Origin of the sequence: Mycobacterium heidelbergense, from assembly GCF_050205645.1 — a bacterium.
Classification (GTDB): domain Bacteria; phylum Actinomycetota; class Actinomycetes; order Mycobacteriales; family Mycobacteriaceae; genus Mycobacterium; species Mycobacterium heidelbergense_A.
In genome coordinates, this window is sequence record NZ_JBNMQT010000014.1 from 93,983 (window position 1) to 117,171 (window position 23,189).

A 23,189-nucleotide genomic window follows, 5' to 3' on the forward strand; every position below is an offset into this window, starting at 1 on the left:
GGTCAGCCTAGCCTGGCGACGACGCTGCGTAGGGTATGGCGGTGGCCGTCACCGACGTTTTCGCGCGGCGCGCAACCCTGGCCCGCTCGGTGCGGCTGCTGTCGGAATTCCGCTACGAGCAGCCCGATCCGGCGCGCTTCTATGGCGCGCTGGCGGCCGACACCGCGGCGATGGTGGGCGACCTGTGGCTGGGCGCCCGCGGCGAACACCCGGTGGGGCGCACGCTGCTCGACGTCGGCGGCGGGCCGGGATATTTCGCGGCCGCCTTCGCCGATGCCGGTCTCCGCTACATCGGCGTGGAACCGGACGAAAGCGAGATGCACGCGGCCGGACCGGCTTTGGGCGGGAACCCGGCGGGCGCCTTCGTCCGCGCGTCGGGCCTGGCTCTGCCGTTCGCCGACGACTCGGTGGACATCTGCCTGTCGTCCAATGTCGCCGAGCACGTGCCGCGGCCATGGCAGCTCGGCACCGAGATGCTGCGGGTGACCAAGCCGGGCGGGATGGTGGTGCTGTCCTACACTGTCTGGCTCGGCCCGTTCGGCGGGCACGAGATGGGCCTGAGCCACTACCTGGGCGGGCAGCGCGCCGCCGCCCGCTATGCCCGCAAACACGGCCATCCGGCCAAAAACGACTACGGGTCGTCGTTGTTCGCGGTGTCCGCGGCCGACGGGCTGGCGTGGGCGGCCAGTACCGGCGCCGCGGTCGCCGCATTCCCCCGCTACCACCCCCGATGGGCCTGGTGGATGACGCGGGTGCCGGTGCTGCGGGAGTTCCTGGTGAGCAATCTCGTGCTGGTGCTCGTACCTCGATAATGGAACATGTTCTCGTTTTGCGTCGGCTTGGGTAGGGTGGCGCCCATGCCCGCCGGCGACGATGCAGAGCGGAGCGATGAGGAGGAGCGGCGGAATATGACCGACATCAAGACCGAGTACGACAAGCTTTTCATCGGCGGCAAGTGGACCGAGCCGTCGACAGACCAAGTCATCGAGGTGCACTGCCCGGCCACCGGCGAATATGTCGGCAAGGTGCCGCTGGCGGCGGCGGCCGACGTCGACGCCGCGGTGGCCGCGGCCCGCGCGGCATTCGACAACGGCCCCTGGCCCACGACCCCGCCGAAGGAGCGCGCGGCCGTCATCGCCAACGCGCTCAAGCTGATGGAGGAGCGTAAGGACCACTTCACCAAGCTGCTCGGCGACGAGACCGGCCAACCGCCGACCACCGTCGAGACGATGCACTGGATGAGCTCGATCGGCGCCTTGAACTTCTTCGCCGGACCCGCCGTCGATCAGGTCAAGTGGCAAGAGATCCGCACCGGCGGCTACGGGCAGAGCATCGTCCACCGTGAGCCGATCGGCGTTGTGGGCGCGATCGTGGCATGGAACGTCCCGCTGTTCCTCGCCGTCAACAAGCTCGGCCCGGCGCTGCTGGCCGGCTGCACGGTGGTGCTCAAGCCCGCTGCCGAAACCCCTTTGAGCACAAATGCTTTGGCGGAGGTGTTCGCCGAGGCCGGCCTGCCCGAGGGCGTGCTGTCCGTGGTGCCCGGCGGGATCGAGACCGGCCAGGCACTGACGTCCAATCCCGATATCGACTTGTTCACCTTCACCGGCAGTTCGGGGGTCGGCAAGGAAATCGGCCGGCGCGCCGCCGAGGCGCTCAAACCGTGCACCCTGGAGCTCGGCGGCAAATCGGCGGCCATCGTCCTTGAGGACGTCGACCTGGCCGCCGCAATCCCGATGCTGGTGTTCTCCGGGATCATGAACACCGGGCAGGCCTGCGTTGCGCAGACCCGCATCCTGGCGCCACGGTCGCGCTACGACGAAATCGTCGACGCGGTAAGCACTTTCGTGCAGGCGCTGCCGGTCGGCACGCCGTCCGACCCGGCCGCCCAGATCGGGTCGCTGATCTCGGAGAAGCAGCGCGCCCGCGTCGAGGGCTACATCGCCAAGGGCATCGAGGAGGGCGCGCGGCTGGTGTGCGGCGGCGGTCGGCCCGAGGGACTGGACAAGGGTTTCTTCGTGCAGCCCACGGTCTTCGCCGACGTCGACAACAAGATGACGATCGCCCAGGAGGAGATCTTCGGGCCGGTGCTGTCCATCGTCCCCTACGACACCGAGGAGGACGCGATCAAGATCGCCAACGACTCGGTGTACGGCCTGGCCGGCAGCGTGTGGACGTCCGACATCCCCAAGGGCATTGAGATTTCGGAGAAGATTCGCACCGGCACCTACGCAATCAACTGGTACGCCTTCGACCCGTGTTGCCCGTTCGGCGGCTACAAGAACTCGGGCATCGGCCGGGAGAACGGCCCGGAAGGCGTCGAGCACTTCACGCAGCAGAAGAGCGTGCTGATGCCGATGGGCTACACCCTGGAGAGCTGACGCTTCCACGCCGAGCGTGCGGCGAGCCGCACGTTGGGGGCCGAGTGTGCGGCCAGCCGCACGTTTGGCGTCCGGGTCCTAGCGGCCGACGAACCGGGCCTGCCGCCGTTCGACGAACGACTGCACGCCCTCGGCGGCGTCCTCGCTGGCGAACAGCTCGGCGACGGCGGTGCGTAGCTGCCCGACGGCCGCCGCCTCGCCTTCGCGGCGGGCCAGGTGCGCCGAGGCGAGCGTGGCGCGCACGCCCAGCGGCGCGGCGCGGTCGGCTATGGTGTGTGCGATCTCGCGCGCCCGGGCCAACGCCGTCGCGGGATCGTCGGCCACTTCCTGGACCAAGCCGATGCGGTGCGCCTCGGCGGCGTCGAACTCGTCGCCGGTGAGCAGCCAGCGCATGGCATTGCCCCATCCCGCCTCGCGGGGCAGCCGGATGGTCGCGCCGCCGAAGGGGTAGATGCCGCGCCGCACCTCGAGTTGGGTGAATCGCGTTCCGGTGGCCGCGATGCGGATGTCGGCCGCGAGCAGCAATTCGATGCCCAGCGTCATGCACCAGCCCTGCGCGACCGCCACCAGTGGGGTGGTCCACGCGACGTCCAGGCGCCAGGGGTCCCGGCCGTCTTCGGGCACCGGGCTCTGCCCCGCCGCAATGCCCGGACCGACGTCGACGAGGTCTAGGCCGGCGGTGAAGTGGTCGCCGTGCGCGAACAGCACGCCCGCCCACACCGACGGGTCGGATTCCAGCACCGCGTAGGCGCGGGCCAGGTCGGCAAGCATCGCCCGGTCGAAGGCGTTGCGTTTATGCGGCCGGTTCAGGCCGATCAGCAGAACGCGCCCGTCGCGCTCGAGGGACACGGTGTCGAGGGTTGGTAGCGCCATCGTCACAGTGAAGCGCAGGCCGCAAAATTATGCAATACACCATAGAAACGCTACGGTTACCTTCCCGTCACGACGGACCCATCACGGCCCCGCTACGCAATTACCCGTGATAAGGCGTTTATATAGGGAATAAAACTTGCTTACTTGACCGATGTCTTATATGATTCTCAGCATAATCATGGGCCGCACCCAGGCCGGGAGAAAATCATGTGGATTATCGAGCTCAACGTCGCTGGCTATCAGTACACCCGCGAGATGCCTGACCTCAAGCGCCGCTCGTTCCGGTTCAGCCCCCGCAACCTGCACTGGCCGGTACCGCGGCACTCGCACGCTGCATGACGCCGGCCGGAGGAGGTACGGCGGTGCCGACTGACACCGAACCCATGCGGGGCCCCGCTACGACCAAGCGGTGCGACACCAAGAAGAAGATGCTTATCAGCACCGCCGAGGTGATGCGCGAACGCGGAGCCGCCGGGGTGACGATCGACGAGGTGCTCGCCCGCAGCGGCGCGCCACGCGGCTCGGTGTACTACCACTTCCCCGAAGGCCGCAACCAGATTCTGGCGGAGGCGCTGCGGTACTCCGGCGATGCCATCACCGCGATGATCGACGACGCCGCGGGCTGGGGCGCCAAGACGCTGCTGCGCGAGTTCATCGAATACTGGGAACGCTTGCTGACCGACGGCGACTTCACCGCGGGTTGCCCGGTGGTGGCGGCGGCGATCGGCTCGGACAACGACGAGCCGAAGCTTTCCGCCGAGGCCGGCGCCATCCTGGGCCGCTGGTGCACCGCCATGACGCACGCCTTCGCCAACGACGGATTCAATGACGACGACGCCGCGTCGCTGGCCGTCATGTCGATAGCAGCCCTGGAAGGTGCGATCGTGCTGTCCCGCTCGACGCGCAGCGTGAAACCGCTGAGCCAGGTTGCCGAGCAGCTCGAATTCCTGATCAAGGCAAGGGAATTCGTCAGCCGCAACGGTATTCCCGGCGCTTAATCGATCGTCAGCCGATCCTCAGTCGCTGGCCGGTAGCGGCTTGACCTCTTTGAGCTGAAGGGCGGTCTGCCCGACGCTCAGGCTGCCCGCGCCCGGCTTGGTCACCAGTACCTCGGCGCCGGTTTCGTCGACGTAGCGCTTGCCCATCACGGTGCCATCCGAGAACGCCGGGTCGAGTTCGCCCGATCGCTCGGCGCCGATGTCCACCATCGGCACGCCACCGCAACGCAAATCGTCAAGGCTGTCGGCACTTCTGACGACGATGACCTGGGTGTCACACACCTGACTGGCCAGGCGGGTTCCGTTCTTGATCATGATTTTTCCTCTGCTCACTGCTCGGCCGGTGCGGCACGCAGCTCTTCGACGATCTCCCGGCGAAGCACCTTGCCCGTGGGTGTGGTTGGCAACTCGTCGCGAAAGACTACCCGGTCGGGGGTGCGCGACCCGCGCAACGTTTTGCGGACGTACTCGCGCAGATCGTCGGGGTCCGGGACGCAGCCCGGCGCCGGCACCACGACCGCGGTGATCGCCTGGCCCCACTGCGGATCCTCGACACCGACCACCGCGACGTCGCGGACGTGCGGGTGCTCGATCAGCACCTCCTCCAGCTCGGCGGGCGCGATGTTCTCGCCGCCGCGAATGATGGTGTCGTCGCTGCGGCCGCCGATGAACAGGAAGCCGTCCTCGTCGAGGGTCGCGATGTCGCGCGTCGGGAACCAGCCGTTCTCGTCGAGCACCGAGCCGATCCCGGTGTAGCGGCCGGAGACCTGCTCACCGCGCACGAACAGCTCGCCGGTCTCGCCCGGCCCCAGCACCCTGCCGTCCTGGTCGCGGATCTGCAGTTCGATGCCCGGCACCGCGCGCCCGACCGACCCCAGCCTCCTGGCAACGCCGGCCGCCGAGGCGGCCTGGGCCTCGCGATGATCGTCGGGGGTCAACACCGCGATCGTCGAACTCGTCTCCGTCAGGCCGTACGCGTTGACGAAGCCGACGCCCGGCAGCAGTTCGAGTGCCCGGCGAACCAGCGGCAGCCCGACCTTCGAGCCGCCGTAGGCCAGGTTGCGCAGCGACGGCAGGTCGTGACCGCCGGTTTCCAACACCGTGACGATCCGGTCGAGCATCGTGGGCACCACCGTCGCGGTGGTCACGTTTTCGGCCTTGATCAGCCGCACCCATTCGTCGGCGTCGAAGCTGGGCAGGTAGACCATCTTGCGGCCGGCGTACAGGTTAGACAGGGCGGCGCTGATCCCGGCGATGTGATACGGCGGCACGCAGATCAGCGCGGCGTCGTCCGGCGCGGCGGACTCGAATTCGACCGTGCCGGTGACGTAGCTGGTCAAGTTGTTGTGCGAGAGTTCGACGGCCTTGGGCTGCGAGGTGGTGCCCGACGTGAAGAGAACGATCGCGACGGAATCGGGGTCGGGAAACTCCGCTTCAAAGTCAGAGGCCTCGCCGCCGCGCGCGGCCGTCAGGAAGTCGTCGGTGAGCAGCACGCGCGGCGACGCGGCGCCGAGCATCTCCCGGTAGCGGTCGTCGACGATCACCACCGGATCGGGCAGCCGCTCGATCAACGCCTGGATGCCGTCGGCCGAAAGCCGGTAGTTGAGCGGGGTGAACGGCAACCCGGCCCGCGCCGAGGCGAAGATCAGCAGCGGCAGCATCGCGCCACCGGTCCCCACGTAGACCAAATGCCGCGCACCGGATCCCGCGAGCACGCCCGCGCCGCAGTCGGCGAGATCGCTGAGCTGCTGCGTGGTGAGTCGCACGTCGTCGGCGACGACCGCAACGCGATCGGGGTTGCTCGACGCGGCCATCTCCAGCAGCAGCGAAATGCTCATCCTCGATCCTTCTGGGGATCCCCACCCCCTTTACAAACTGAGGCCATAGTGTAACCGACGCCGGGTGGGTGGACGGGATGCGGTCGAAGCACCGCGGCGGTTAACCGCCGGAGCCTCCACCGGAAGACGGAGACGCGAGAACGGCCGCAGGCGAGCCGGGACTCGCAGGCGCGCCAGGACCCGCACCGGGCGGGCCGACGGGACCCGCTGCGGCAAGGCGATCGGCCGCGAAGGCCGCGCCCTGATCGATCACCGCGACGTTGCTCGAATACGACTTATGGACGTCGAAACTCCCCCCGTCAGAACAGATCGGGTCCCCGGGAGCGCACACCACGATGGCCTTGGCCTGATAGAGCGGGCCGATGACGACCGGCGGCGCGCCGAAAAGGTTCATCGTCTTGTCGCTCGGCAGTGCGTAGAGCACGACCGAGGAGACGTGGTTGGCAACCTCGGGGTCCAGGGGTTTGGGCACGCTCGCCGGATCGATCCCGGAGGGTACGTCTGCCGACGTGACGAAGCCTATCACGGCCGCGCCTGAGGAGTAACCGCCGAGCACCATCTTCGTGTTGGGACAGTTGTGCGCCATCGAAACGATATGCGAACTCGCGTCCCTGATGCCGACCTTGGCCGCATTCGTAAAGTCATATGTCGCCGGGTAGTCGACCGGATACACGTCGAAAGACCTCGCGCCGACGCGAGGGCGCAGGGAGTCGACGAACGCCTGTCCCGTGGGGCCGACACCGGGTGGATCGTCGGTGCCGCGGGCGAAAACCACCTGAACGTCAGGACACGCATCGGCGGCGGCGACGGGGATTGCGGACGCGAGGACGGACGCGCTAACGCCCGCCGCCGCGACTACCGCGGGTGCAAGGAAACGAAGGATATGGCGTGCGGGCATGCCTAGAGGTGCCCGCACCCGCGATTTGCTAAACCGTTCCCGGGGTCCAGGCGGTGATCCGGGGGATCCAGCGCGGGACGTTGCGCCGGTAGTCGACGTATTCACTGCCGTAGCGCTCGGTGAGATGGGGCTCTTCCCAGAACCAGATCGCGGTGGCCTGGAACGCGAAGAAGATCGCGAACCAGGTCAGCAGCCCGCCCGATGCGGTGATGGCCGCCTCGCCGAGCAGGATGCACAGCACGCCGGTGATCATCGGGTTGCGCACGTGCCGGTAGGGCCCACGCACGACCAGATGGACCGGCTCCCCCATCACGTTGCCCAGCCCAAGCGTGCCCTCGCCTACGCGGTCGAACAGCACGTTCGTCCAGACCATCAGGGCCAAGCCGGCGGCGATCAGCAGGCAGCCGGCGGTCACCAGCATCACCGTCAGGGCGGTGCCGAGCTGCGCCGTTCGCACACCGGCCGGGATCACGATCAGGGCCGGGACGACGAGCGTCACCGTGACCGGGAAGAGCAGGACGGACATCAGGTGTCGCCACCAAAGGCGTCGACGCGCGGTTGTCACCATGTCGGACCTCCTTTACTTCAACCTCCGTTGAAGAACAACTTACGCCCGCGCACGGCATTCATCAACGGTTGTTGAAGTATTGTGGCGTCATGGTCGAACCGCGGCGGGCCGGCCGGTGGCGGACCGGTCAACAGAACCGACAGCGAATCCTCGACGCCGCGCGCGAACGCTTCATGCGCCAGGGATACGAGGGGGCCACCGTCCGCGCCATCGCCGCCGATGCGGGCGTGGACGTCGCGATGGTCTACTACTTCTTCGGCAACAAGGAAGGCCTCTTCACCGCGTCCGCGCTGACCGGACCCGAGCACCCGCTACATCAGCTCGCCGCGCTCCTCGACGAGGGGGCCGAGCGGATCGGCCCGAGGCTGGTGCGCCGCTTCCTCGAGCACTGGGAGGAAGGCGCCGTCTTCGAGCCGTTCCTGACGCTGTGGCGTTCGGCGGCGATCCACCCCCAGGCGCGAAAGGTGTTGCACGACAGCCTTGCCGGGCCAATCGCGAAGCGAGTCGCGGCGGAGTTCGGGGTGGCCGACGCCGAGCTGCGCGTCGAGCTGGTGGCCAGCCACCTGGCGGGCCTGGCGTTCGCGCGCTACCAGCTCAGGATCGAGCCGATCGCCTCGGCCGCGATTGACGACGTGGTCGGCTGGCTCGGGCCGACCGTGCAGCGCTACCTGACCGAGGAGAACCCGTAGGGCTTACGTCCCGGTCCAGCGCGGCGGGCGCTTCTCCGCGAACGCGATCGCGCCTTCCTTGGCGTCGTTCGACGAGAACACCGGGGCCAGAATCTTGATCTGCTCGGTGAACATGGTGTCGCGGCTCCAGCCCCGGGATTCGGTGATGATCCGCTTGGTGGCGGCCACCGCGAGCGGCCCGTTGGCGGTGATCTTCTCCGCCAACTCAATCGCCGCGTCCAGCGCCTTGCCCGGCTCGGCCAGGACGTTGACCAGGCCCAGCTCGTGAGCGCGTTCGGCCGGGAGGTTGTCCCCGGTCAGCGCCAGCTCCATCGCGATCGCGTAGGGGATGCGTTCGGGCAGCCGCAGCAGTCCCCCGCCGCCGGCGACCAGGCCGCGCTTGACCTCGGGGATGCCGAACGCCGAGTCCTTGGACGCGACGATCAGATCGGTGGCCAGCGCCAGCTCGGTGCCGCCGGCCAACGCGAATCCCTCCACCGCGGCGATGAGCGGCTTGGCCGGTGGGCGTTCGGTGAAGCCCATACCGCGGCCCTCGACGACGACGTTCTCGCCGCGGGCGAAAGCCTTGAGATCCATACCCGCACAGAACGAGCCGCCCGCGCCGGTCAGGATCGCCACCGAAAGGCCGTTATCGCTGTCGAGCCGATCGACGGCGTCGGCCAGCCCGCGGCTGACAGCGGCGTTGACGGCGTTCTTGGCCTTCGGCCGGTTAATCGTGATGATCAGTATTCGATCCCGTTGCTCGACGAGAACTTCGGGTTCGGTGTTGGCGGCTTCGTCGCTCACGGTGCTGCGAGTCTCCTTTGAATCGCGGGTGTCCGACCGATGGTAACGGCCGCCGCACCGCGAGCTTCGGCTACCGCCTGTCAGGCCGGCGCCATCGCGGCCTCGATGACCGTAAGCTCCTCGGAAAGCCCTGCGGCCCTGCGTATTTCGATGAAATCCGCGATCATTGCCTCGGTCACCTCGTGCGGGTCCTTGACGGTGGCACCGTCGGCGAGCACCGAGATGTTGATCTGATCGACGTAGCTCCAGACGGTGATGTTGAGACCGCTGCCGGCGGTCAACGGCCCCACCGAATAGATCTCGGTGACCAGGGCGCCGCCCACCCGGCCGCGCTCGCGCGGACCGGGAACGTTCGAGATGTTCAGGTTGAGCACCTTGTTCTGTCCGTCCCGGCCGGACGCCCACCGGAAGAAGGCTTCCGTCCCCACCGGCGGCATGTACGCCGCCCACCGGCTGACCAGCTCCGGTCCCATCAGCTGATGGCCCTCCTTGGCCGAGATCGCGTTCTCGTGGCTGCACCGCACCCGCTCCAGCGGGTCGTCGGCATCGGTCGGGAGCGCGACCAGCATTCCGCTGAAGCGATTTCCGGAGATCCGCTCCGGCGAGAAGTCGAAGCTCACCGGGACGGAGGCCAGCAGGGGCTCGGCCTTGCCGTCGTAGCGCAACAGCAACGTGCGCAGCGCACCGGTCGACATGGCCAGCACCATGTCGTTGATGGTCGCGCCGAGCCGCTTGCCGGTCTCCTTGACGTCGACCAGCGCCAGCGTCGCGGTCGCGAACCTGCGCTCCGGGGTGATCATGTGGTTCATGAACGTCGGTGGCGGCTCGAATGGTCGGCTCAGTTCCGGCGAGAGCTTGCGCGAGCTGCGTCGCACCCGGCCGATGCCCTGCGCGGTGTAGCGAAATGTCGCCGGCAACTTTCCGGCCTGCCGGAGGTGGTCGGCGAACGCCGACGACAGCAGCTGGCGTTTGGTGGGCGCCGGGTCGTTTTTCGGCGGACCGCCCTCCGGCGTGGGCACCAGGTCCATGCCGCGCGCGAGCAGGTTGGCCGAGGCGACGCCATCGGCGAGCGCATGGTGAATCTTGCCGACGACGGCCACCCGGCTGTTGGCCAGGCCCTCGACGAAGTACATCTCCCACAGCGGGCGGTCGCGGTCCAGCGGGGTGCTGGCGATCCGCCCGATCGCCTCGTCCAACTCGCGGCGCCCGCCCGGAGCCGGCAGCCGCCAGGGCCGGATGTGGTATTCCAGGTCGACCTCGCAGTGCTCGCGCCACATCGGATGATGAAACTTCCACGGGATCTCGACGAGCTGATAGCAAAACGGCTCGAGCTTGTGCAGCCGGCCGCCGATGACGCGGCGAAACGACTCGAGGTCGAGGCTGCGGCTGGCCGGGTCCAGCTCGATCACCGCGGCTTTGATGGTGTGCATGTGCACGTTCGGCGTTTCGCTGTACAGAAGTACCGCGTCCCAGCCGCTCAGCCGTTTCACCACTGCCCCTTGCTCATAGAGGCGACCCTACTCAGCGGGACGAGCTCAGATAACCTCTTTGGCCCCGATTGTCTTGGCGCGGTAGACCTGGTTGAGGAACAGCGATGTCGCGTGGGCGGCCACGCCGGCGCGCTCACCGTCGATGAGGTCGAAGCCGTGGCCCGCCCCGGGCAACTCCAGGTAGCCGACCATCGAATGCGAGACGGCCCGCAGCCGCTCGACGAAGCTGCGCGCCTGCTCGACGGGGATGACGCTGTCCTTGCTGCCGTGAATCACCAAGAACGGCGGAGCGTTTCGATGCACGCGCGCGATCGGTGACGCGTCGTGGAACACCTCGGGATGCCGCGCGATCGTCTTCTTGACCACCACGCGCTCCAGGAAATCGACGAAGCGATCCCGCTCGGGAGTCGAACGGTCCTCCCAGTCGTAGCGGCCATAGATCCCGACCACCGCGTCGACCGAGCTGTCCGAGCCCTCGGGCAACTTCGCCTGAAGTTGGGGATCGTCGGGGGTGAGTCCGGCCAGCGCGGACAGGTGCCCGCCGGCCGAACAACCGGCCACCGCAACGAAATTGCGGTCGCCGCCGAACTTGTCGACGTTGGCGCGCGCCCACGCGATGGCAGTCTTGACGTCGGTGATGTGGCGCGGCCAGCGGTGTAGTGGGGCGACGCGGTAGTCGATCGCCAGGCACACCCAGCCCTGCTCGGCCAACCGCGACATCAGGGCGGATCCCTGCAGCGCGCTGCGGCCGTGGACCCAGGCGCCGCCCGGGACGAAGATCGCCACGGGCGCTGGTTGTGCGGGCAGATCCTTGCGGCGCCACACATCCAGGACTTGCGCGGGGTGGTCGCCGTAGTGGACCGCACGGCGGTAGAGATAGCGGCGTTGGCGCAGGGCCTCCCAAATCGGGGGCGTCCGCTCCGCCGCGGGCCACTCGGTTTCCAGCTCCGCGGCTGACACCACCCCTCGCAAGGCAGCGACCGAGACCTGGTGCGTGCTCTCCCGATCCCGCCGGCGCTCGTCGTTGATGCCCGGTGTCAGCCAATCCTTCCTCATGGCGGATATCGCGTTCGGTGCGTGGCGGGCACCCCACACGCCCATGGCGGTCATCCCGCCCAGGGGCTCGAGGTGCTTACCGATGACCGGCAGCGAAGCTCCGGCGACGCTTAACGCCAGCATGTAGTCGCCGGGCCGGGCTCTTAGCAACCGCTTCAAACAACTCATGCTCGGGGCCCGCGCCGTCATGTAGGGGACTGTACCCCTGCCGAGTCACCGGAAACGACGAATCCGTCAGCCGTGTCATGGCGGCCGGAAATCGTCCTTTGTCGGCGTTGCTGGCACTGACGTTTGCCCTGTTGACGGCCATTCGGCCGTTTTCTGGACACCGGGCCGGCGACGCGCCGCGGCAAGCCGCGCGGCGTAGGCGACGGCGCTGACGGCGAACATGGCCGCGGTGAGCAGCAGCCATCGGCCGAGGAACGGCTGCTGGGTCTGCCCGGTCGCCGCCTGGTAGGTGGGCCCGCCCTGTTCGATGATGCCGGGCAGGAAAATCAGCAGGGTCAGGCCCGCTCCCAGCGCCGGCACCCGAATGTAGTTGCGGGCCAGTATTTTTGGGTGGCCCGAGCGCCGGCCGGTGCGCGCCGAAACGACCCGGTCGGCCAGTGCGTACAGCGGATACAGCACAAAGTCGTGAGCGACGACGGCGGCGGCGAACCACACGGCTATCGACTGCCACCAGGTGCCCGCGTTCCACAGCGTCGCCGGCTTGAAGGTGATCACGATGTAACCCAGCAGCGCGAAACCGGACACCATGGTCAGCAGGTGCAGCGGGTGGGAACCGTAGATCGCACTGAAACGTGTTGTGAGTCGCGGCATCTCAGCTCGCCCCGAATTCGATGGACGCCACCCACTTGGTGTTGTGCACGCCGGGCAGGGCGGGGACGATGATCCGGGCCGGGTAGCCGTGGTCCAACGACAGGTCGGCGCCGTTCACCCGCAGCGCCAGCAGCGCGTCGGAATCGCGAATCTGGTTGGCCTGCAACGTCGCCGCGCCGAAGGCACCGCCGCGCTGCAGCGACGTCACCCGCGCCCAGCGCGGCGCGGGCACGCCCGCGAGTCGGGCCAGCTCGGACAGCCGCACCCCGCTCCAGGTCTGCACGGTCGACCACCCTTCGACGCAGGCGATCGGCAGCCGCGCGGCAGTTTGGGGCATGCCGGCCAGGGTGGCACGATCCAGCACCACCGGCGAAGGGCCGCCGCGTAGCGTCAAAACCCAACTCGCGCCGACACTCTCGAGCCCGATCCCGGCGGCGACGGCGGTCTTGTTGACCGGGAAATCGCGGCCGCGGCCCCGCGGCACCAGCAGGGCAACGCCGCGGGCGGCACCGCCGAGGGTCTGTCCGACGGTCAGCACGGCGATCAGCGCCACACCGGAGCCGACCAGCGCCAGCGCACCGCGGCGGCTCATCGTCGGTTCGGCCGGATCCGCGGCCACCAGTTCGTCGGGATCGGGTGGTTCCGGGCGGGTATCACTGCGGTTGGTGCGCAACACTTCCCGCAGCGGCAGCGACCGCAACCCGGACACCATGCGGGGGATCTTCAGCGTGATGTGCATGGCGAAGCCGGCGATGAACACCCACGCCCCGAAATAATGGGCGTCGTAGAAGCTGAACCCGAAGATGTAGTCGTACTGGATGTTGAGCACGCCGGTGACGATCTCGAACAGCACCCCGCCGACCAGCATCAGCAACGAAAGCCGTTCCAGCGCTTGGGCGATCGATCGGAACGGCGGAAAATCGAACAACCGCGGGATCACCGACCACAGCTTGGCCAGCACCACCGGGATGAGCACCAGGCCCAGCCCGACGTGCAGTCCCTGGGTCAGCCGGTACAGCCACGACGGACGCGTGGGCCAGGAGAAGACGGGCAGGCGCAGCCAGCCGACGTCGGCGGGGATCGCCTGACCGAACTGTGGAGCGTAGGCGATGTAGGAAAGCAGCCCCGTGACGATGACTATCGGCAGGGTCACCAACAGGACCAGCCCGAACACCGACGTCAACCATGGGCCGCGCAGCGGGCTTCGGAACCTCGGGGGACGGCCGTGCCCGTTCATATCGCCGCCAGGCTCGCAACCACCCGGCCGCCGACCATGCGGACGCCGGTCAACGTCAAACCCACCTGCGCGGCCAGCGCGGCGGCACTGTCCACCCCGACCGACGCCCACCGAAACCACGGCCCGACATCGTGAGCCGACTCCAGCCGCACCCAGCGCGACCGGATGCCGATGGCTTCGCCGTCGAACTCGGCCACGCATCGTCCGCCTCGGCCCAGCAACTCGGCCGCGCGGCACAGTATTCGCCGCGGGTCGCCGCCGAGGCCGACGTTCCCGTCGACCAGCAGGACCGTCTGCCATCGGCCCATCCAGGGCAGCGGCTCGAACACATCGCCGAGCAGCGCGGCCGCACCGCCGCGGCCGGCCAGCCGGATCGCGGTTGCCGACCGGTCGATGCCGAGCGCGGGTATGCCCCGGCGGATGAGGCGCGCGACCAGGCGCCCGGGCCCGCACCCCAGCTCGATGGTCGGGCCGATGCACATCTGCGTGACTTCTTCGTCGAACACCTCATCGACGGCGTCACCGTCGGGAGCGCGGGCCCCCAGCCAGCGGTGCGCCGGCAGCGGGCGCACCTCGCCGTCGTCGTGCCGAATCCAACATCGCTCGCCGTCGAGCGCCCGATCGTAGAGATGGCCCAGCATTTCACGCCTCTCGCATCGCGCCCGACACTGCCCGGACGCGCCCCGACCCCGGGGCGTTGCAATCCCGCATCGCCGACATGCTGATGTCCACGGGACACGCCAGCATTTCGATCACCCGGATCGATACCCGGATCTCTGCTCGGCTAACCCAGCCACCGTTCGACGGGTGCATGGCAGTGATTCGGTGCCGCCGCGGCGCCGGATGGATACTGGACCGATGCCGAACACCGACGTTCACCCCGATCTGCGCCGCATCGCCCGCTTCACCCCCCGCCACCTCGTCGGCCGGCGGACCCTGCCGGTGGTGCGCACGTTGGATCGGTTGCGGGGACGGCTGGGTAAGCCCAGCCCACCACCGGACATCGAGGTCGTCGCTCTCGGCCCCGGTGCCGGGGTCCGGCTGTTCCGGCCGACGGGTGTCACGCAGCCGACACCCGCGCTGCTGTGGATCCACGGCGGCGGATATGTGATCGGCAGTGCGCAGCAGGACGACCGGCTGTGCCGCCGGTTCAGCTCCCGATTGGGCATCACGGTCGCATCGGTGGATCACCGGCTGGCACCCGAGCATCCCTATCCCGCCCCGCTCGAGGACTGCTATACGGCGTTGACCTGGCTGGCCGGGCAGGGCGGTGTGGACCGGGGACGGATCGCGATCGGCGGTGCCAGCGCCGGCGGCGGGCTGGCGGCGGCGCTGGCCCTGCTGGCCCGCGACCGCGGCGAGGTCGCGCCCGCATTCCAGCTACTCGTCTACCCCATGCTCGACGATCGCAGTTCCACGACCGCGAATCAGCCGCACTACCGGTTGTGGAACCCGCGCAGCAACCACTTCGGCTGGACGGCCTACCTCGGCGATGCCGACCCTTCGGTCGCCGTGCCGGCGCGGCGCGACGACCTGAGCGGCTTGCCACCCGCGTGGATCGGGGTGGGCACCCACGACTTGTTCCACGACGAGGATCTCGCCTACGCGGAACGGCTGCGCGCCGCCGGCGTGCCGTGCGAGGTCGAGGTGGTCCCGGGCGTCTTCCACGGATTCGACCTGTTCGTGCCGAAAGCACAAGTGTCGCAACGTTTTTTCGACACTCAGTGCGACAGTTTGCGCGCCGCGCTGTCCCCCGCCGGGTGATCGCCGGTCACATCGCGAAATACACCAGCTGACCGCCGATGATCGTGGCGGCCACCATGCCGGCGTCCAGCTCGGCCAGCGCCGTCGCCGGCGGCTCGTTCAGCACGCAGAGATCGCCCGGCTGCCCGGGCTCGACGGCGCGCGGCCGGTCCGGTCGCTCGGCGGCGCCCAGGAACATCGTCAAAGCCTGTCGCGCCGAGACACATTCGTCGGCACCCAGGACGGCACCGCTGGGTGTGGTGCGATATACCGCGGCGCGCATCGCGGTCCATGGATCGCCGTGACCGAACGGCATGTCGGTCGACAACGCCACGCGCACTTGAGCTTTCAGCAACGACGCGACCCGCCACAGCTGACCGTGCTCGGCGGGAGGCACGTCGGCGAGGTACTGATCGCCGCGCTCGGCGACGAAGTTGGGCTGCGTCACCACCGTCAGGCCCGCCGACGCCGAGAGTTCGGCCAGGTCGGCCAGGGTGTCGTCCGGCACCACCGCGGCGTGCTCGATGCGATCGCGCGGGTGGCCGCCGGCGGCGCGCAGGGCGGCGATGGCGACCACGAGTTGGGCCGCGGTCACACAGTGCAGCGCGACCGGCCGGTCGGCCGCGTGCTGCTCGGCGATCCAGTCCGTGAGGGCGTCGAGGTCGAGGCGGTCGTCGTGCAGGATCTTCTTGCCCGGCGACAGGAAATGCAGCCGCGGCCGAAATTCGCCGCGGCGCTGGGCCACCACCAGCGAGACCATGTCGTCGGCGCCCAGTTCGGGAGTGGCGTCGGTGACGCCGGTGACCCCCGTCGCGGTGATTCGGCGACTGAGCTCCGCGAGGTCGGTTTCCCGGCGCGCCAGCGCATCCGACCAGCCGCGGTCGGCGCTACGCAGGCGGCCGTCGGGATGTTCGGCCAGGCCGACGCGGCCCAGCGCGGCCGAGTTGAGGATCCACAGCGCGCCGCTGCGGTGCTGGACGCGCACCGGGACGCGCGGCACGACCGCGTCGAGGGCGGCCCGGTCCAGGTCGCCGGCGACAGACTCGTGATACCCGACGGCGCGAATCCACCCGTCGGGGCCCGGCGTGGCATTCGACAGCAGTTGCGTCAGTTGGGTTTTGGTGGTGACGCCGGGCGGTCCGACGAGAAACGAGTCAAGCGCGGACGCGGCCGAGCGGATGTGCACGTGGTGGTCGTGCAGCCCGGGCAGCACGGTCCCGCCGTTGGCGTCGAGCAGACCCTCCCCCGGTCGGGCGGTCAGCCCGTCGCCCATCTCCTCGATCCGTTCGGAGACCCGGATGCTGGTGGTCGTCCCGTCCAGCAGGGTGGCTCGCCGAATCAGCATGACAGGCAACGTCGTTCGGATACCAGGCGCCGCACCACCTGGTTGTGGGCGCCAAGCTCGGGTGCCGGCGCGGCCGCCGGCGGCACGGGCGGCGGCGGGGCCGCGTGTCCCGACGCCGACGGCTGGGTGGGTAGGGCGGCATAGGTCGCGGCGACCGCGGCCATCGATACGTGGATCGACTCGCCGCCACCGCGGACCAGCGATTCGGTGACCGCGCAGGCCGCCTCCAGCCCCGCCAGCGGATCGGCGATGGCGTCTGCGCAGAACACCGGTTCGCCGTGGCCGGTGCCGACCAGGCCGCCCGCCACCGCGGCGTCGTCGCCGAACGCCGGCCGCGGCGAGTGCTCGTCGTACCCGGTGATCTGCAACCAGATGCGGCCCGCCCGCGGCGCAATGTCGGCCGGGCCGAGTCGGCGCCGGGCCAGCGCCGCGGGCCGAGAGCCCTCGATCACGATGTCGGCGACCGCGAGCAGCTCGCGCAGTTCGTCGGCGTTGTCGAAATCGACGCAATACGACAGCTTTCCGCCGTTCATCCAGTCGAAGAACGCGCGGTGGCCGCCGCGGGTGCCGTCGGGGCGCCGCGGGCTCTCGACTTTGACGACGGTCGCCCCGGCGCGGGCCAGCAGCTGCCCGCACAACGGACCCGCCCACATCGACGACAGGTCGGCCACCAACAGGCCGGCGATCCGGGGCGCCTCCGCCCGGAATCCCATCCGCTCTATCCGCGGAGACGTGGCCGCGACCTCACCCAGGGCGGCCGCGGGAAGGTCGAGCAGAACCGCCCGCTCGATGATTCCCGACACCGGTTGCGTTGCGGCCCAACGCCGCAGCGTGGGCCAGGGGTCCGCAGGCACGTCATCGGCGTGGACCAGCGCGGGCACCGCGGCGACGTCGTCGGGACGCGACAGCGTGATCGCGAACCAGCCGTCCCGCGCCGCCAGCAATCGGGTGGCGCCACCGCACGACACCGCCCCGCCGCGGGTCAATCCGAGCAGCGCGGCCCGCCCGGTCAGCAGCGGGGCGGCGGCAACGGAGATGCCCGCCCGGTGACCGACGTCGGCGGCGACCCCCTCGGCGCGCGTCAGCACGTGGGCACGGGAGAAGTCCGGCGGCCCGTCGGGCGGCCCGGTCAGGTAGGCCAGCCCGCTGTTTCCCCAGTCGGCCGACTCGCTGCTCACGACACCATTGTGCGCGTGGCGTACCGCGCCGCGGGTCAGAACTGCAGGGCGCTGAAGCGCCAGTCCAGCACCGGCCGGTCGGGCTGGCCCGCCGCGTCACTCACTGCGTAGACCAGCGACCGAAGTTTCAGGACGCCGCCGTGCTCGGTCGGCTGCGCGGACTCGACGTGGAGCTCGCTGTAGAGGGTGTCACCCTCGTGCACCGGGCCGGTGTGGTCGCAGGACTCCCAGCCCAGCACCGTCACCAGGTTGGGCAGCAGCCGGCTGGCCTGCGCGAGCGCCAGCCCGATGGTGTGCCCGCCGTACACCAGGCGACGGCCGCCGACCCGCGAATCATGGTGTGTCGCGGCGATATTCAGCGTCAGCCGCGCCAATTCCGGTGCGCTGCTGACGACGTCGCCGGTACTGTGCAACACCGCACCGGCGATGCCAGGGTCGAAATGCGGGCCGGGCACCCTGGTCCGGAAAACCTCGGCGTCCCAGTGGGCGGTCGGATCGGCGGCGGGCGGGGCCGCGTCGGCGCCGATGGCCGCCAGATCGTCGCCGGGAGAGCCGTCTTCGACGGGCCGGAAGTCCGGGCTCGCGGGCAGCATGGCGCAGCGGTAGAAGTCGAGGACCAGCTGGTCGGCCCGGTCGATCGTGATCATCCGCAGCGCCGCCAACCCCGTGGGCGCCCGGCCGGGCTTGGGCGAATTCGGCCGCAGCCCAACGACTTCGGTGCGGGTGTAGACCGAGTCGCCGATGGCGGGAAAATGGTGAAACGTGAGGCCGCGATAGAACAGGTTGGCCTTCACCCGCTGGGTCACCAGCGTCGACTGCCCGATCGCCACGTCGCAGACCAGCGCTGGATGCGCCATCGGGCCAGGCATGCCGGTTACCGCCACATACAGGTCGGCGTCCAGCGCCAGGCGCAGCCGGTCCCCCACGATCGCCTGATGCGCCGCGGCCAGACCCGGCGACAGCGTCGCCGACGGCGCCCAGTCGAACACCTGGCCCACCGAAAGGTCGTCGAAGTAGGGCCCACCCTCGCGTATGTCGGCATAAGTCACGGGGCCAATATGGCATGGGTGAGCAGAGAGCACAGCGACGACTCCCAAGACGAAGAGGACCTGCTGGTCGCCACCGTGCGGGCGTTCATCGACCGCGAGGTGAAACCGACCGTCCGCGAGGTCGAGCACGCCAACACCTACCCCGATGCGTGGATCGAGCAGATGAAGCGGATCGGCGTCTACGGCCTGGCCGTTCCCGAGGAATACGGCGGATCGCCGGTGTCGATGCCGTGCTACGTGCGCGTCACGCAGGAACTGGCGCGCGGCTGGATGAGCCTGGCCGGCGCGATGGGCGGGCACACCGTGGTGGCCAAGCTGCTGACGCTGTTCGGCACCGAGCAGCAAAAGCGGACCTACCTGCCGCCGATGGCCACCGGCGAGCTGCGGGCCACCATGGCGCTGACGGAACCCGGCGGCGGTTCCGACCTGCAGAACATGTCCACCACCGCGCTGCCGGACGGCTCAGATGATCTGGTGATCAACGGCGCCAAGACCTGGATCAGCAACGCGCGCCGGTCCGGGCTGATCGCCCTGTTGTGCAAAACGGACCCGAGAGCCGAGCCGCGGCACAAGGGCATCTCGATCGCGCTCGTCGAGCACGGGCCGGGCCTGTCGGTGTCGCGGGACCTGCCCAAGCTCGGCTACAAGGGCGTCGAGTCCTGTGAGCTGTCGTTCGACAACTACCGATTGCCGGCGACCGCGATTCTGGGCGGCCGCCCGGGCGAGGGCTTTTCGCAAATGATGAAGGGGCTCGAGACGGGCCGCATCCAGGTAGCTGCGCGGGCCCTGGGGGTGGCGACGGCGGCGCTCGAGGACGCGCTGGCGTACGCGCAGCAGCGGGAGAGCTTCGGCCGGCCGATCTGGAAGCATCAGGCCGTCGGCAACTACCTCGCCGACATGGCGACCAAACTCACCGCCGCCCGTCAGCTCACCCGGCATGCCGCGGAGCGTTACGACAGCGGCGAACGCTGCGACATGGAAGCCGGGATGGCCAAGCTGTTCGCCTCCGAGGTCGCGATGGAGATCGCGCTCAACGCCGTGCGCATCCACGGCGGCTACGGCTACTCCACCGAATACGACGTCGAACGATACTTCCGCGACGCGCCCCTGATGATCGTCGGCGAAGGCACCAACGAGATCCAGCGCAACGTGATCGCCGAGCAGCTCGTCGCCCGGGGCGGGATCTGAACGGAGTCGAAATCTCCCGGTCCGATGCCGATGTGTGCTGTATATTTGCCTGACTTCGCGTGCCAGCAAAGCCTGGACGGGAGGGAACCACACGGAAAGGGAGTCGTCATGAGTTATCCCCCAGGGCCGTACGAAGGTTCCCCAGAATGGCAGGGCCAGCAGCAACCCGGTTGGCAGGGCCAACCGCCGGAATGGCAAGGCCAGCAACCCGGCTGGCAAGGCCAGCAACCGGGTTGGCCGGGCCAGCAGCCGGGCTGGCCGGCCCAGCGAGAGCCGGACAACTACCTCGTCTGGGCGATCCTGACCACGGTCCTGTGCTGCCTTCCGCTGGGCATCGTGTCGATCGTCTACTCCACCAAGGTCTCTGGGCTGTGGACGCAGGGACGGTATGCCGAGGCCCAATCCGCTTCCGAGAACGCCAAGAAGTGGGCGATCATCGCCGCGATCGCGGGCGGGGTCATCGGGCTCATGTCCGCGATCGTGTACTTCTTCATCTTCGCCTTCGCCATTTCCAACCTGCCGTCGACCACCACGACGACGTTTTCGGGCTACTGAGCTTCTACTGGGAGAAGCCTTGGGCGCCAACGTAAATGGCGTCCGCCAGTCCCCACTCCAGCGCGGTATCGGCGCCGAGTGTTCGTCCCGACAGCACGAGATACGCCGTGCGCCAGCGGCCGATGCGCCGCGTAACGCTGACGGTGCCGCCGGCGCCGGGGATCAGGCCCAGGGTCAATTCGGGTAGTCCGAAGACCGAATCGTCGCGCGCCTCAATCCATCCGCAGAACGCCGCCATCTCCAGTCCGCTGCCCATCACCCGGCCGTGAACCTCGGCGCGGCAGGACCGGCCGAGCCGGGCGGTCAGCGCGTCGAGCGCCAGGGCGGGGCTGTGCCGGGTGCGGGCCAGGTGCGCACTGGCCGGGTCGGCGAAGGTGCCGAACTCGGCGAGGTCTCCGCCGCTGCAAAACGATGGGCCGTTGCCGCTCAACACGATTCCGGTGACCGACGGGTCGAGTTGCGCCACCGTCAGCGCCTCCAGCAGCGCCGCGCGCGCGTCGGTGGAAAACGCGTTGTGGCGTTGCGGCCGGTTGAACGCGATGCGCAGGGTGTCGCCGTCACGGCGCGCCTGCACCGGATCGGGGATCTCGGGCATGCGGGCGGGGCCGCGCTCGTCGAGCCAGCGCGCGAACTCCGGGCCGGCCTGCAGCGTGGAGTACGCCAGCGACTCGGTCACGACCGCGGCCAGCGTCGGGCCGCCGGGGTTGACCGCGCGCAGCACGTCGTCGCACACGCTGCTGGCATGCGCCCAGCGCTGGCAGCGCCGCGTCAGCTCGGCGAGCGTCTGGGCCACCGACTCGACGGTGACCACCCGGCGATCGGTGCAGGGGTCCTCGGTCAGGGTGAAAGTCGCTGCGTCGAGCCAGGTTTCGGACTTCGCGATGTCAGCTGCCGAGCCGACGGCGATGGTCACCCCCGACGGCGTGTCGACGCCGGCATCCTGCGCGCCCGACAGGTCGACCACCCGGAGAGTCACACCGAATACTTCTCGATCAGCCCGTTCTTGTAGAGCTTTCCGGTGTCGGTGCGCGGCAGCTGCGTCTCGAACGCGATGGATCGCGGGCATTTGTAGTGCGCCAGGCGGTCTCGCAGCCAGCCGAGCAGTTCGGCGGCGAATTCGTCGGTGGCGTGGGCCGGGTCGACGGTCTGCACCGCCGCCACGACGCGTTGGCCCATCTCGTCGTCGGGAATGCCGAACACCGCCGCGTCGAGCACCTTCGAATGGGTGACCAGAAGGTTCTCGGCCTCCTGCGGATAGATGTTCACCCCGCCGGAGATGATCATGTGGTGGCGTCTGTCGGTCAGGAACAAGTAGCCCTCGTCGTCGAGGTAGCCGACGTCGCCGACGGTGGCCCAGCCGTGCTTGTCGTGTGAGGCAGCGGTTTTCGTCGGATCGTTGAGGTATTCGAAGGAGAAGCCGCCCTCGAAGTAGATCTCGCCGGGCTGGCCCGGGGGCAGCTCGGTTCCGTCCTCGCCGAGGATGTGGATCTGGCAGTTCATCGGCCTGCCGACCGAACCGGGATGGGCCAGCCACTCCTCGGCGCTGATCAACGTCGACCCGATCGCCTCCGAGGACGCGTAGTACTCGTCGACGATCGGCCCCCACCAGTCGATCATCTGCTTCTTGATCTCCACCGGACACGGCGCCGCGGCGTGCATCACCCGCTGCAGGCTGGACAGGTCGTACGAATCACGAACCGCCTGAGGCAGTTTGAGCATTCGGGTGAACATGGCCGGCACGAACTGGCCGTGGGTCACCCGGTAGCGCTGGATGGCGTCCAGCGTGCCCTCGGGGTCGAACTTCTCCAGAACCACGGTCGTGATACCGCCGGCCTGCGCGGTCATCGACCACACCGACGGCGCCGTGTGATACAGCGGCGCCGGGCTGAGATAGATCGACTCGGGAGTCATCCAGAATTCCACCAGCGCAGCCATCATGCCCGCGGCCTCCGCGGGCGGGACGTGCGGCAGCTCGCGCTTGATCCCCTTGGGCCGCCCGGTGGTGCCCGAGGAGTACTGCAGCAGGTCGCCCTCGAGTTCGTCGTCGATCGGTGTGGCGGGTTGGCCCGCAACGCATTCCGGGTAGCGCTCCCACCCGTCGAGATCGCCGTCGGCCATCATCAGCAGGCCCGGTAGCCCGCCGGGCAGATGCTGCCCCAGGCCCTCGCAGGTTTCACGCAGTGCGCCCGACCCGACGATCGCCCGGGCGCTGCTGTTGTCGATGATGTAGGCCGCCTCGGCCGGGGTCAGGTGCGTATTGATCGGCACGTAGTACAGGCCGCTGCGCCGCGCCGCCCACATGACCGCATGGATGTGTTCGTTGTTCTCCATCAGGATCGCGACGGTGTCGCCCTCGCGCAGGCCGGCCTCGCGGAACCGGTGAGCCAGCCGGTTGGCGCGGGCTTCCAGGTCGTCGAAGGTGACGACCGTGCCCGACGGGTGCAGGATCACGGCGGGTTTGTCGGCGCCGAGGTGGGGGCGAATCTGCATGCGAGGACTGT

At 69.0% G+C, this 23,189-nt stretch carries 24 protein-coding genes; 8 read left to right on the top strand and 16 right to left on the bottom strand.

What is annotated here, in order from left to right; all coding sequences use genetic code 11:
• Window positions 1-41 precede the first annotated feature (41 nt).
• Together ACQI5H_RS17115 and ACQI5H_RS17120 are read left to right on the top strand one after the other, a co-directional pair.
• The gene (locus tag ACQI5H_RS17115; RefSeq protein ID WP_427080519.1) at window positions 42-812 is read left to right on the top strand and encodes a class I SAM-dependent methyltransferase; all 771 of its coding nucleotides are present in this window, start codon (window positions 42-44) and stop codon (window positions 810-812) included.
• Between the two features lie 96 nt (window positions 813-908).
• Window positions 909-2,378, top strand: a complete 1,470-nt coding sequence (locus ACQI5H_RS17120; RefSeq protein ID WP_427080520.1) for an aldehyde dehydrogenase — start codon at window positions 909-911, stop codon at window positions 2,376-2,378.
• A gap of 78 nt (window positions 2,379-2,456) precedes the next feature.
• Here ACQI5H_RS17120 and ACQI5H_RS17125 read toward each other — a convergent pair whose 3' ends face one another.
• Window positions 2,457-3,251, bottom strand: coding sequence for a crotonase/enoyl-CoA hydratase family protein (locus ACQI5H_RS17125; protein WP_427080521.1), 795 nt, complete (start codon window positions 3,249-3,251; stop codon window positions 2,457-2,459).
• 207 nt (window positions 3,252-3,458) lie between these two features.
• Here ACQI5H_RS17125 and ACQI5H_RS17130 point away from each other — a divergent pair, with 207 nt between their 5' ends.
• Window positions 3,459-3,590: a hypothetical protein gene (locus ACQI5H_RS17130; RefSeq protein ID WP_255376708.1), complete on the top strand. Its 132-nt coding sequence runs from the start codon at window positions 3,459-3,461 to the stop codon at window positions 3,588-3,590.
• Window positions 3,591-3,634: 44 nt separating this feature from the next.
• A complete protein-coding gene (locus tag ACQI5H_RS17135; protein WP_427080554.1) occupies window positions 3,635-4,249 on the top strand; it encodes a TetR/AcrR family transcriptional regulator in 615 nt (204 codons plus the stop codon).
• 18 nt (window positions 4,250-4,267) lie between these two features.
• On the opposite strand, the gene ACQI5H_RS17140 is transcribed toward ACQI5H_RS17135, so the two are convergent.
• From ACQI5H_RS17140 to ACQI5H_RS17155, 4 genes are all read right to left on the bottom strand, one after another.
• Window positions 4,268-4,564, bottom strand: coding sequence for a hypothetical protein (locus ACQI5H_RS17140; RefSeq protein ID WP_427080522.1), 297 nt, complete (start codon window positions 4,562-4,564; stop codon window positions 4,268-4,270).
• Window positions 4,565-4,578: 14 nt separating this feature from the next.
• Window positions 4,579-6,087, bottom strand: a complete 1,509-nt coding sequence (locus ACQI5H_RS17145) for a class I adenylate-forming enzyme family protein (protein ID WP_427080523.1) — start codon at window positions 6,085-6,087, stop codon at window positions 4,579-4,581.
• Window positions 6,088-6,187: 100 nt separating this feature from the next.
• A complete protein-coding gene (locus tag ACQI5H_RS17150) occupies window positions 6,188-6,985 on the bottom strand; it encodes a cutinase family protein (protein ID WP_427080524.1) in 798 nt (265 codons plus the stop codon).
• Window positions 6,986-7,013: 28 nt separating this feature from the next.
• The gene (locus ACQI5H_RS17155) at window positions 7,014-7,553 is read right to left on the bottom strand and encodes a methyltransferase family protein (protein WP_427080525.1); all 540 of its coding nucleotides are present in this window, start codon (window positions 7,551-7,553) and stop codon (window positions 7,014-7,016) included.
• An 89-nt stretch (window positions 7,554-7,642) separates the two neighbouring features.
• Here ACQI5H_RS17155 and ACQI5H_RS17160 point away from each other — a divergent pair, with 89 nt between their 5' ends.
• Entirely contained in the window at window positions 7,643-8,242 is a 600-nt protein-coding gene (locus ACQI5H_RS17160) for a TetR family transcriptional regulator (RefSeq protein WP_427080526.1), read from the top strand.
• A gap of 3 nt (window positions 8,243-8,245) precedes the next feature.
• Here the strand turns inward: ACQI5H_RS17160 and ACQI5H_RS17165 are convergent, their stop codons facing one another.
• The 6 genes from ACQI5H_RS17165 to ACQI5H_RS17190 all read right to left on the bottom strand — a co-directional run bounded on the left by ACQI5H_RS17165 (window position 8,246) and on the right by ACQI5H_RS17190 (window position 14,271).
• On the bottom strand, window positions 8,246-9,028 hold the full coding sequence (locus ACQI5H_RS17165) for a crotonase/enoyl-CoA hydratase family protein (RefSeq protein ID WP_427080527.1): 783 nt from the start codon (window positions 9,026-9,028) through the stop codon (window positions 8,246-8,248).
• A gap of 80 nt (window positions 9,029-9,108) precedes the next feature.
• Window positions 9,109-10,518, bottom strand: a complete 1,410-nt coding sequence (locus ACQI5H_RS17170) for a WS/DGAT/MGAT family O-acyltransferase (RefSeq protein ID WP_427080528.1) — start codon at window positions 10,516-10,518, stop codon at window positions 9,109-9,111.
• A 45-nt stretch (window positions 10,519-10,563) separates the two neighbouring features.
• Window positions 10,564-11,763 carry an alpha/beta hydrolase fold domain-containing protein gene (locus ACQI5H_RS17175; protein ID WP_427080529.1) on the bottom strand — a complete coding sequence of 400 codons (1,200 nt, stop codon included), beginning with the start codon at window positions 11,761-11,763 and terminating at the stop codon, window positions 10,564-10,566.
• A gap of 54 nt (window positions 11,764-11,817) precedes the next feature.
• Window positions 11,818-12,393 carry a hypothetical protein gene (locus ACQI5H_RS17180; protein WP_427080530.1) on the bottom strand — a complete coding sequence of 192 codons (576 nt, stop codon included), beginning with the start codon at window positions 12,391-12,393 and terminating at the stop codon, window positions 11,818-11,820.
• A 1-nt stretch (window position 12,394) separates the two neighbouring features.
• A complete protein-coding gene (locus ACQI5H_RS17185) occupies window positions 12,395-13,630 on the bottom strand; it encodes a molybdopterin-dependent oxidoreductase (RefSeq protein WP_427080531.1) in 1,236 nt (411 codons plus the stop codon).
• On the bottom strand, window positions 13,627-14,271 hold the full coding sequence (locus ACQI5H_RS17190; RefSeq protein ID WP_427080532.1) for an SAM-dependent methyltransferase: 645 nt from the start codon (window positions 14,269-14,271) through the stop codon (window positions 13,627-13,629). Before ACQI5H_RS17190 ends, ACQI5H_RS17185 begins: the two co-directional genes overlap by 4 nt.
• A 217-nt stretch (window positions 14,272-14,488) precedes the next feature.
• Here ACQI5H_RS17190 and ACQI5H_RS17195 point away from each other — a divergent pair, with 217 nt between their 5' ends.
• Complete coding sequence (locus ACQI5H_RS17195; protein ID WP_427080533.1) at window positions 14,489-15,394, top strand: alpha/beta hydrolase; 906 nt, start codon at window positions 14,489-14,491, stop codon at window positions 15,392-15,394.
• A 7-nt stretch (window positions 15,395-15,401) separates the two neighbouring features.
• On the opposite strand, the gene ACQI5H_RS17200 is transcribed toward ACQI5H_RS17195, so the two are convergent.
• The 3 genes from ACQI5H_RS17200 to ACQI5H_RS17210 are packed head-to-tail and all read right to left on the bottom strand — an operon-like array spanning window position 15,402 to window position 18,945.
• Entirely contained in the window at window positions 15,402-16,718 is a 1,317-nt protein-coding gene (locus tag ACQI5H_RS17200) for an amidohydrolase family protein (protein WP_427080534.1), read from the bottom strand.
• Window positions 16,712-17,896, bottom strand: coding sequence for a CoA transferase (locus ACQI5H_RS17205; protein WP_427080535.1), 1,185 nt, complete (start codon window positions 17,894-17,896; stop codon window positions 16,712-16,714). The genes ACQI5H_RS17200 and ACQI5H_RS17205 overlap by 7 nt, the downstream gene beginning before the upstream one ends.
• 35 nt (window positions 17,897-17,931) lie before the next feature.
• Window positions 17,932-18,945, bottom strand: coding sequence for a MaoC family dehydratase (locus ACQI5H_RS17210; protein ID WP_427080536.1), 1,014 nt, complete (start codon window positions 18,943-18,945; stop codon window positions 17,932-17,934).
• Window positions 18,946-18,963: 18 nt separating this feature from the next.
• Between ACQI5H_RS17210 and ACQI5H_RS17215 the strand changes: the two genes are divergently transcribed.
• Together ACQI5H_RS17215 and ACQI5H_RS17220 are read left to right on the top strand one after the other, a co-directional pair.
• Window positions 18,964-20,133, top strand: a complete 1,170-nt coding sequence (locus ACQI5H_RS17215; protein WP_427080537.1) for an acyl-CoA dehydrogenase family protein — start codon at window positions 18,964-18,966, stop codon at window positions 20,131-20,133.
• Between the two features lie 108 nt (window positions 20,134-20,241).
• Entirely contained in the window at window positions 20,242-20,688 is a 447-nt protein-coding gene (locus ACQI5H_RS17220) for a CD225/dispanin family protein (protein ID WP_076123710.1), read from the top strand.
• A gap of 4 nt (window positions 20,689-20,692) precedes the next feature.
• On the opposite strand, the gene ACQI5H_RS17225 is transcribed toward ACQI5H_RS17220, so the two are convergent.
• Both ACQI5H_RS17225 and fadD4 read right to left on the bottom strand, forming a co-directional pair.
• Window positions 20,693-21,664: an enoyl-CoA hydratase/isomerase family protein gene (locus tag ACQI5H_RS17225; RefSeq protein WP_427080538.1), complete on the bottom strand. Its 972-nt coding sequence runs from the start codon at window positions 21,662-21,664 to the stop codon at window positions 20,693-20,695.
• On the bottom strand, window positions 21,661-23,178 hold the full coding sequence (gene fadD4, locus ACQI5H_RS17230) for a fatty-acid--CoA ligase FadD4 (RefSeq protein WP_427080539.1): 1,518 nt from the start codon (window positions 23,176-23,178) through the stop codon (window positions 21,661-21,663). Before fadD4 ends, ACQI5H_RS17225 begins: the two co-directional genes overlap by 4 nt.
• Between the last annotated feature and the right edge of the window lie 11 nt (window positions 23,179-23,189).

Coding starts and splice junctions, on each gene's coding strand:
- ACQI5H_RS17160 (WP_427080526.1), top strand. CDS start 7,643: ATGGTCGAACCGCGGCGGGCCGGCCGGTGGCGGACCGGTCAACAGAAC.
- ACQI5H_RS17185 (WP_427080531.1), bottom strand. CDS start 13,630: ATGAACGGGCACGGCCGTCCCCCGAGGTTCCGAAGCCCGCTGCGCGGC.
- ACQI5H_RS17150 (WP_427080524.1), bottom strand. CDS start 6,985: ATGCCCGCACGCCATATCCTTCGTTTCCTTGCACCCGCGGTAGTCGCG.
- ACQI5H_RS17175 (WP_427080529.1), bottom strand. CDS start 11,763: ATGACGGCGCGGGCCCCGAGCATGAGTTGTTTGAAGCGGTTGCTAAGA.
- ACQI5H_RS17190 (WP_427080532.1), bottom strand. CDS start 14,271: ATGCTGGGCCATCTCTACGATCGGGCGCTCGACGGCGAGCGATGTTGG.
- ACQI5H_RS17145 (WP_427080523.1), bottom strand. CDS start 6,087: ATGAGCATTTCGCTGCTGCTGGAGATGGCCGCGTCGAGCAACCCCGAT.
- ACQI5H_RS17130 (WP_255376708.1), top strand. CDS start 3,459: ATGTGGATTATCGAGCTCAACGTCGCTGGCTATCAGTACACCCGCGAG.
- fadD4 (WP_427080539.1), bottom strand. CDS start 23,178: ATGCAGATTCGCCCCCACCTCGGCGCCGACAAACCCGCCGTGATCCTG.
- ACQI5H_RS17120 (WP_427080520.1), top strand. CDS start 909: ATGACCGACATCAAGACCGAGTACGACAAGCTTTTCATCGGCGGCAAG.
- ACQI5H_RS17125 (WP_427080521.1), bottom strand. CDS start 3,251: ATGGCGCTACCAACCCTCGACACCGTGTCCCTCGAGCGCGACGGGCGC.
- ACQI5H_RS17200 (WP_427080534.1), bottom strand. CDS start 16,718: ATGCTGATTCGGCGAGCCACCCTGCTGGACGGGACGACCACCAGCATC.
- ACQI5H_RS17195 (WP_427080533.1), top strand. CDS start 14,489: ATGCCGAACACCGACGTTCACCCCGATCTGCGCCGCATCGCCCGCTTC.
- ACQI5H_RS17180 (WP_427080530.1), bottom strand. CDS start 12,393: ATGCCGCGACTCACAACACGTTTCAGTGCGATCTACGGTTCCCACCCG.
- ACQI5H_RS17155 (WP_427080525.1), bottom strand. CDS start 7,553: ATGGTGACAACCGCGCGTCGACGCCTTTGGTGGCGACACCTGATGTCC.
- ACQI5H_RS17220 (WP_076123710.1), top strand. CDS start 20,242: ATGAGTTATCCCCCAGGGCCGTACGAAGGTTCCCCAGAATGGCAGGGC.
- ACQI5H_RS17135 (WP_427080554.1), top strand. CDS start 3,635: ATGCGGGGCCCCGCTACGACCAAGCGGTGCGACACCAAGAAGAAGATG.
- ACQI5H_RS17140 (WP_427080522.1), bottom strand. CDS start 4,564: ATGATCAAGAACGGAACCCGCCTGGCCAGTCAGGTGTGTGACACCCAG.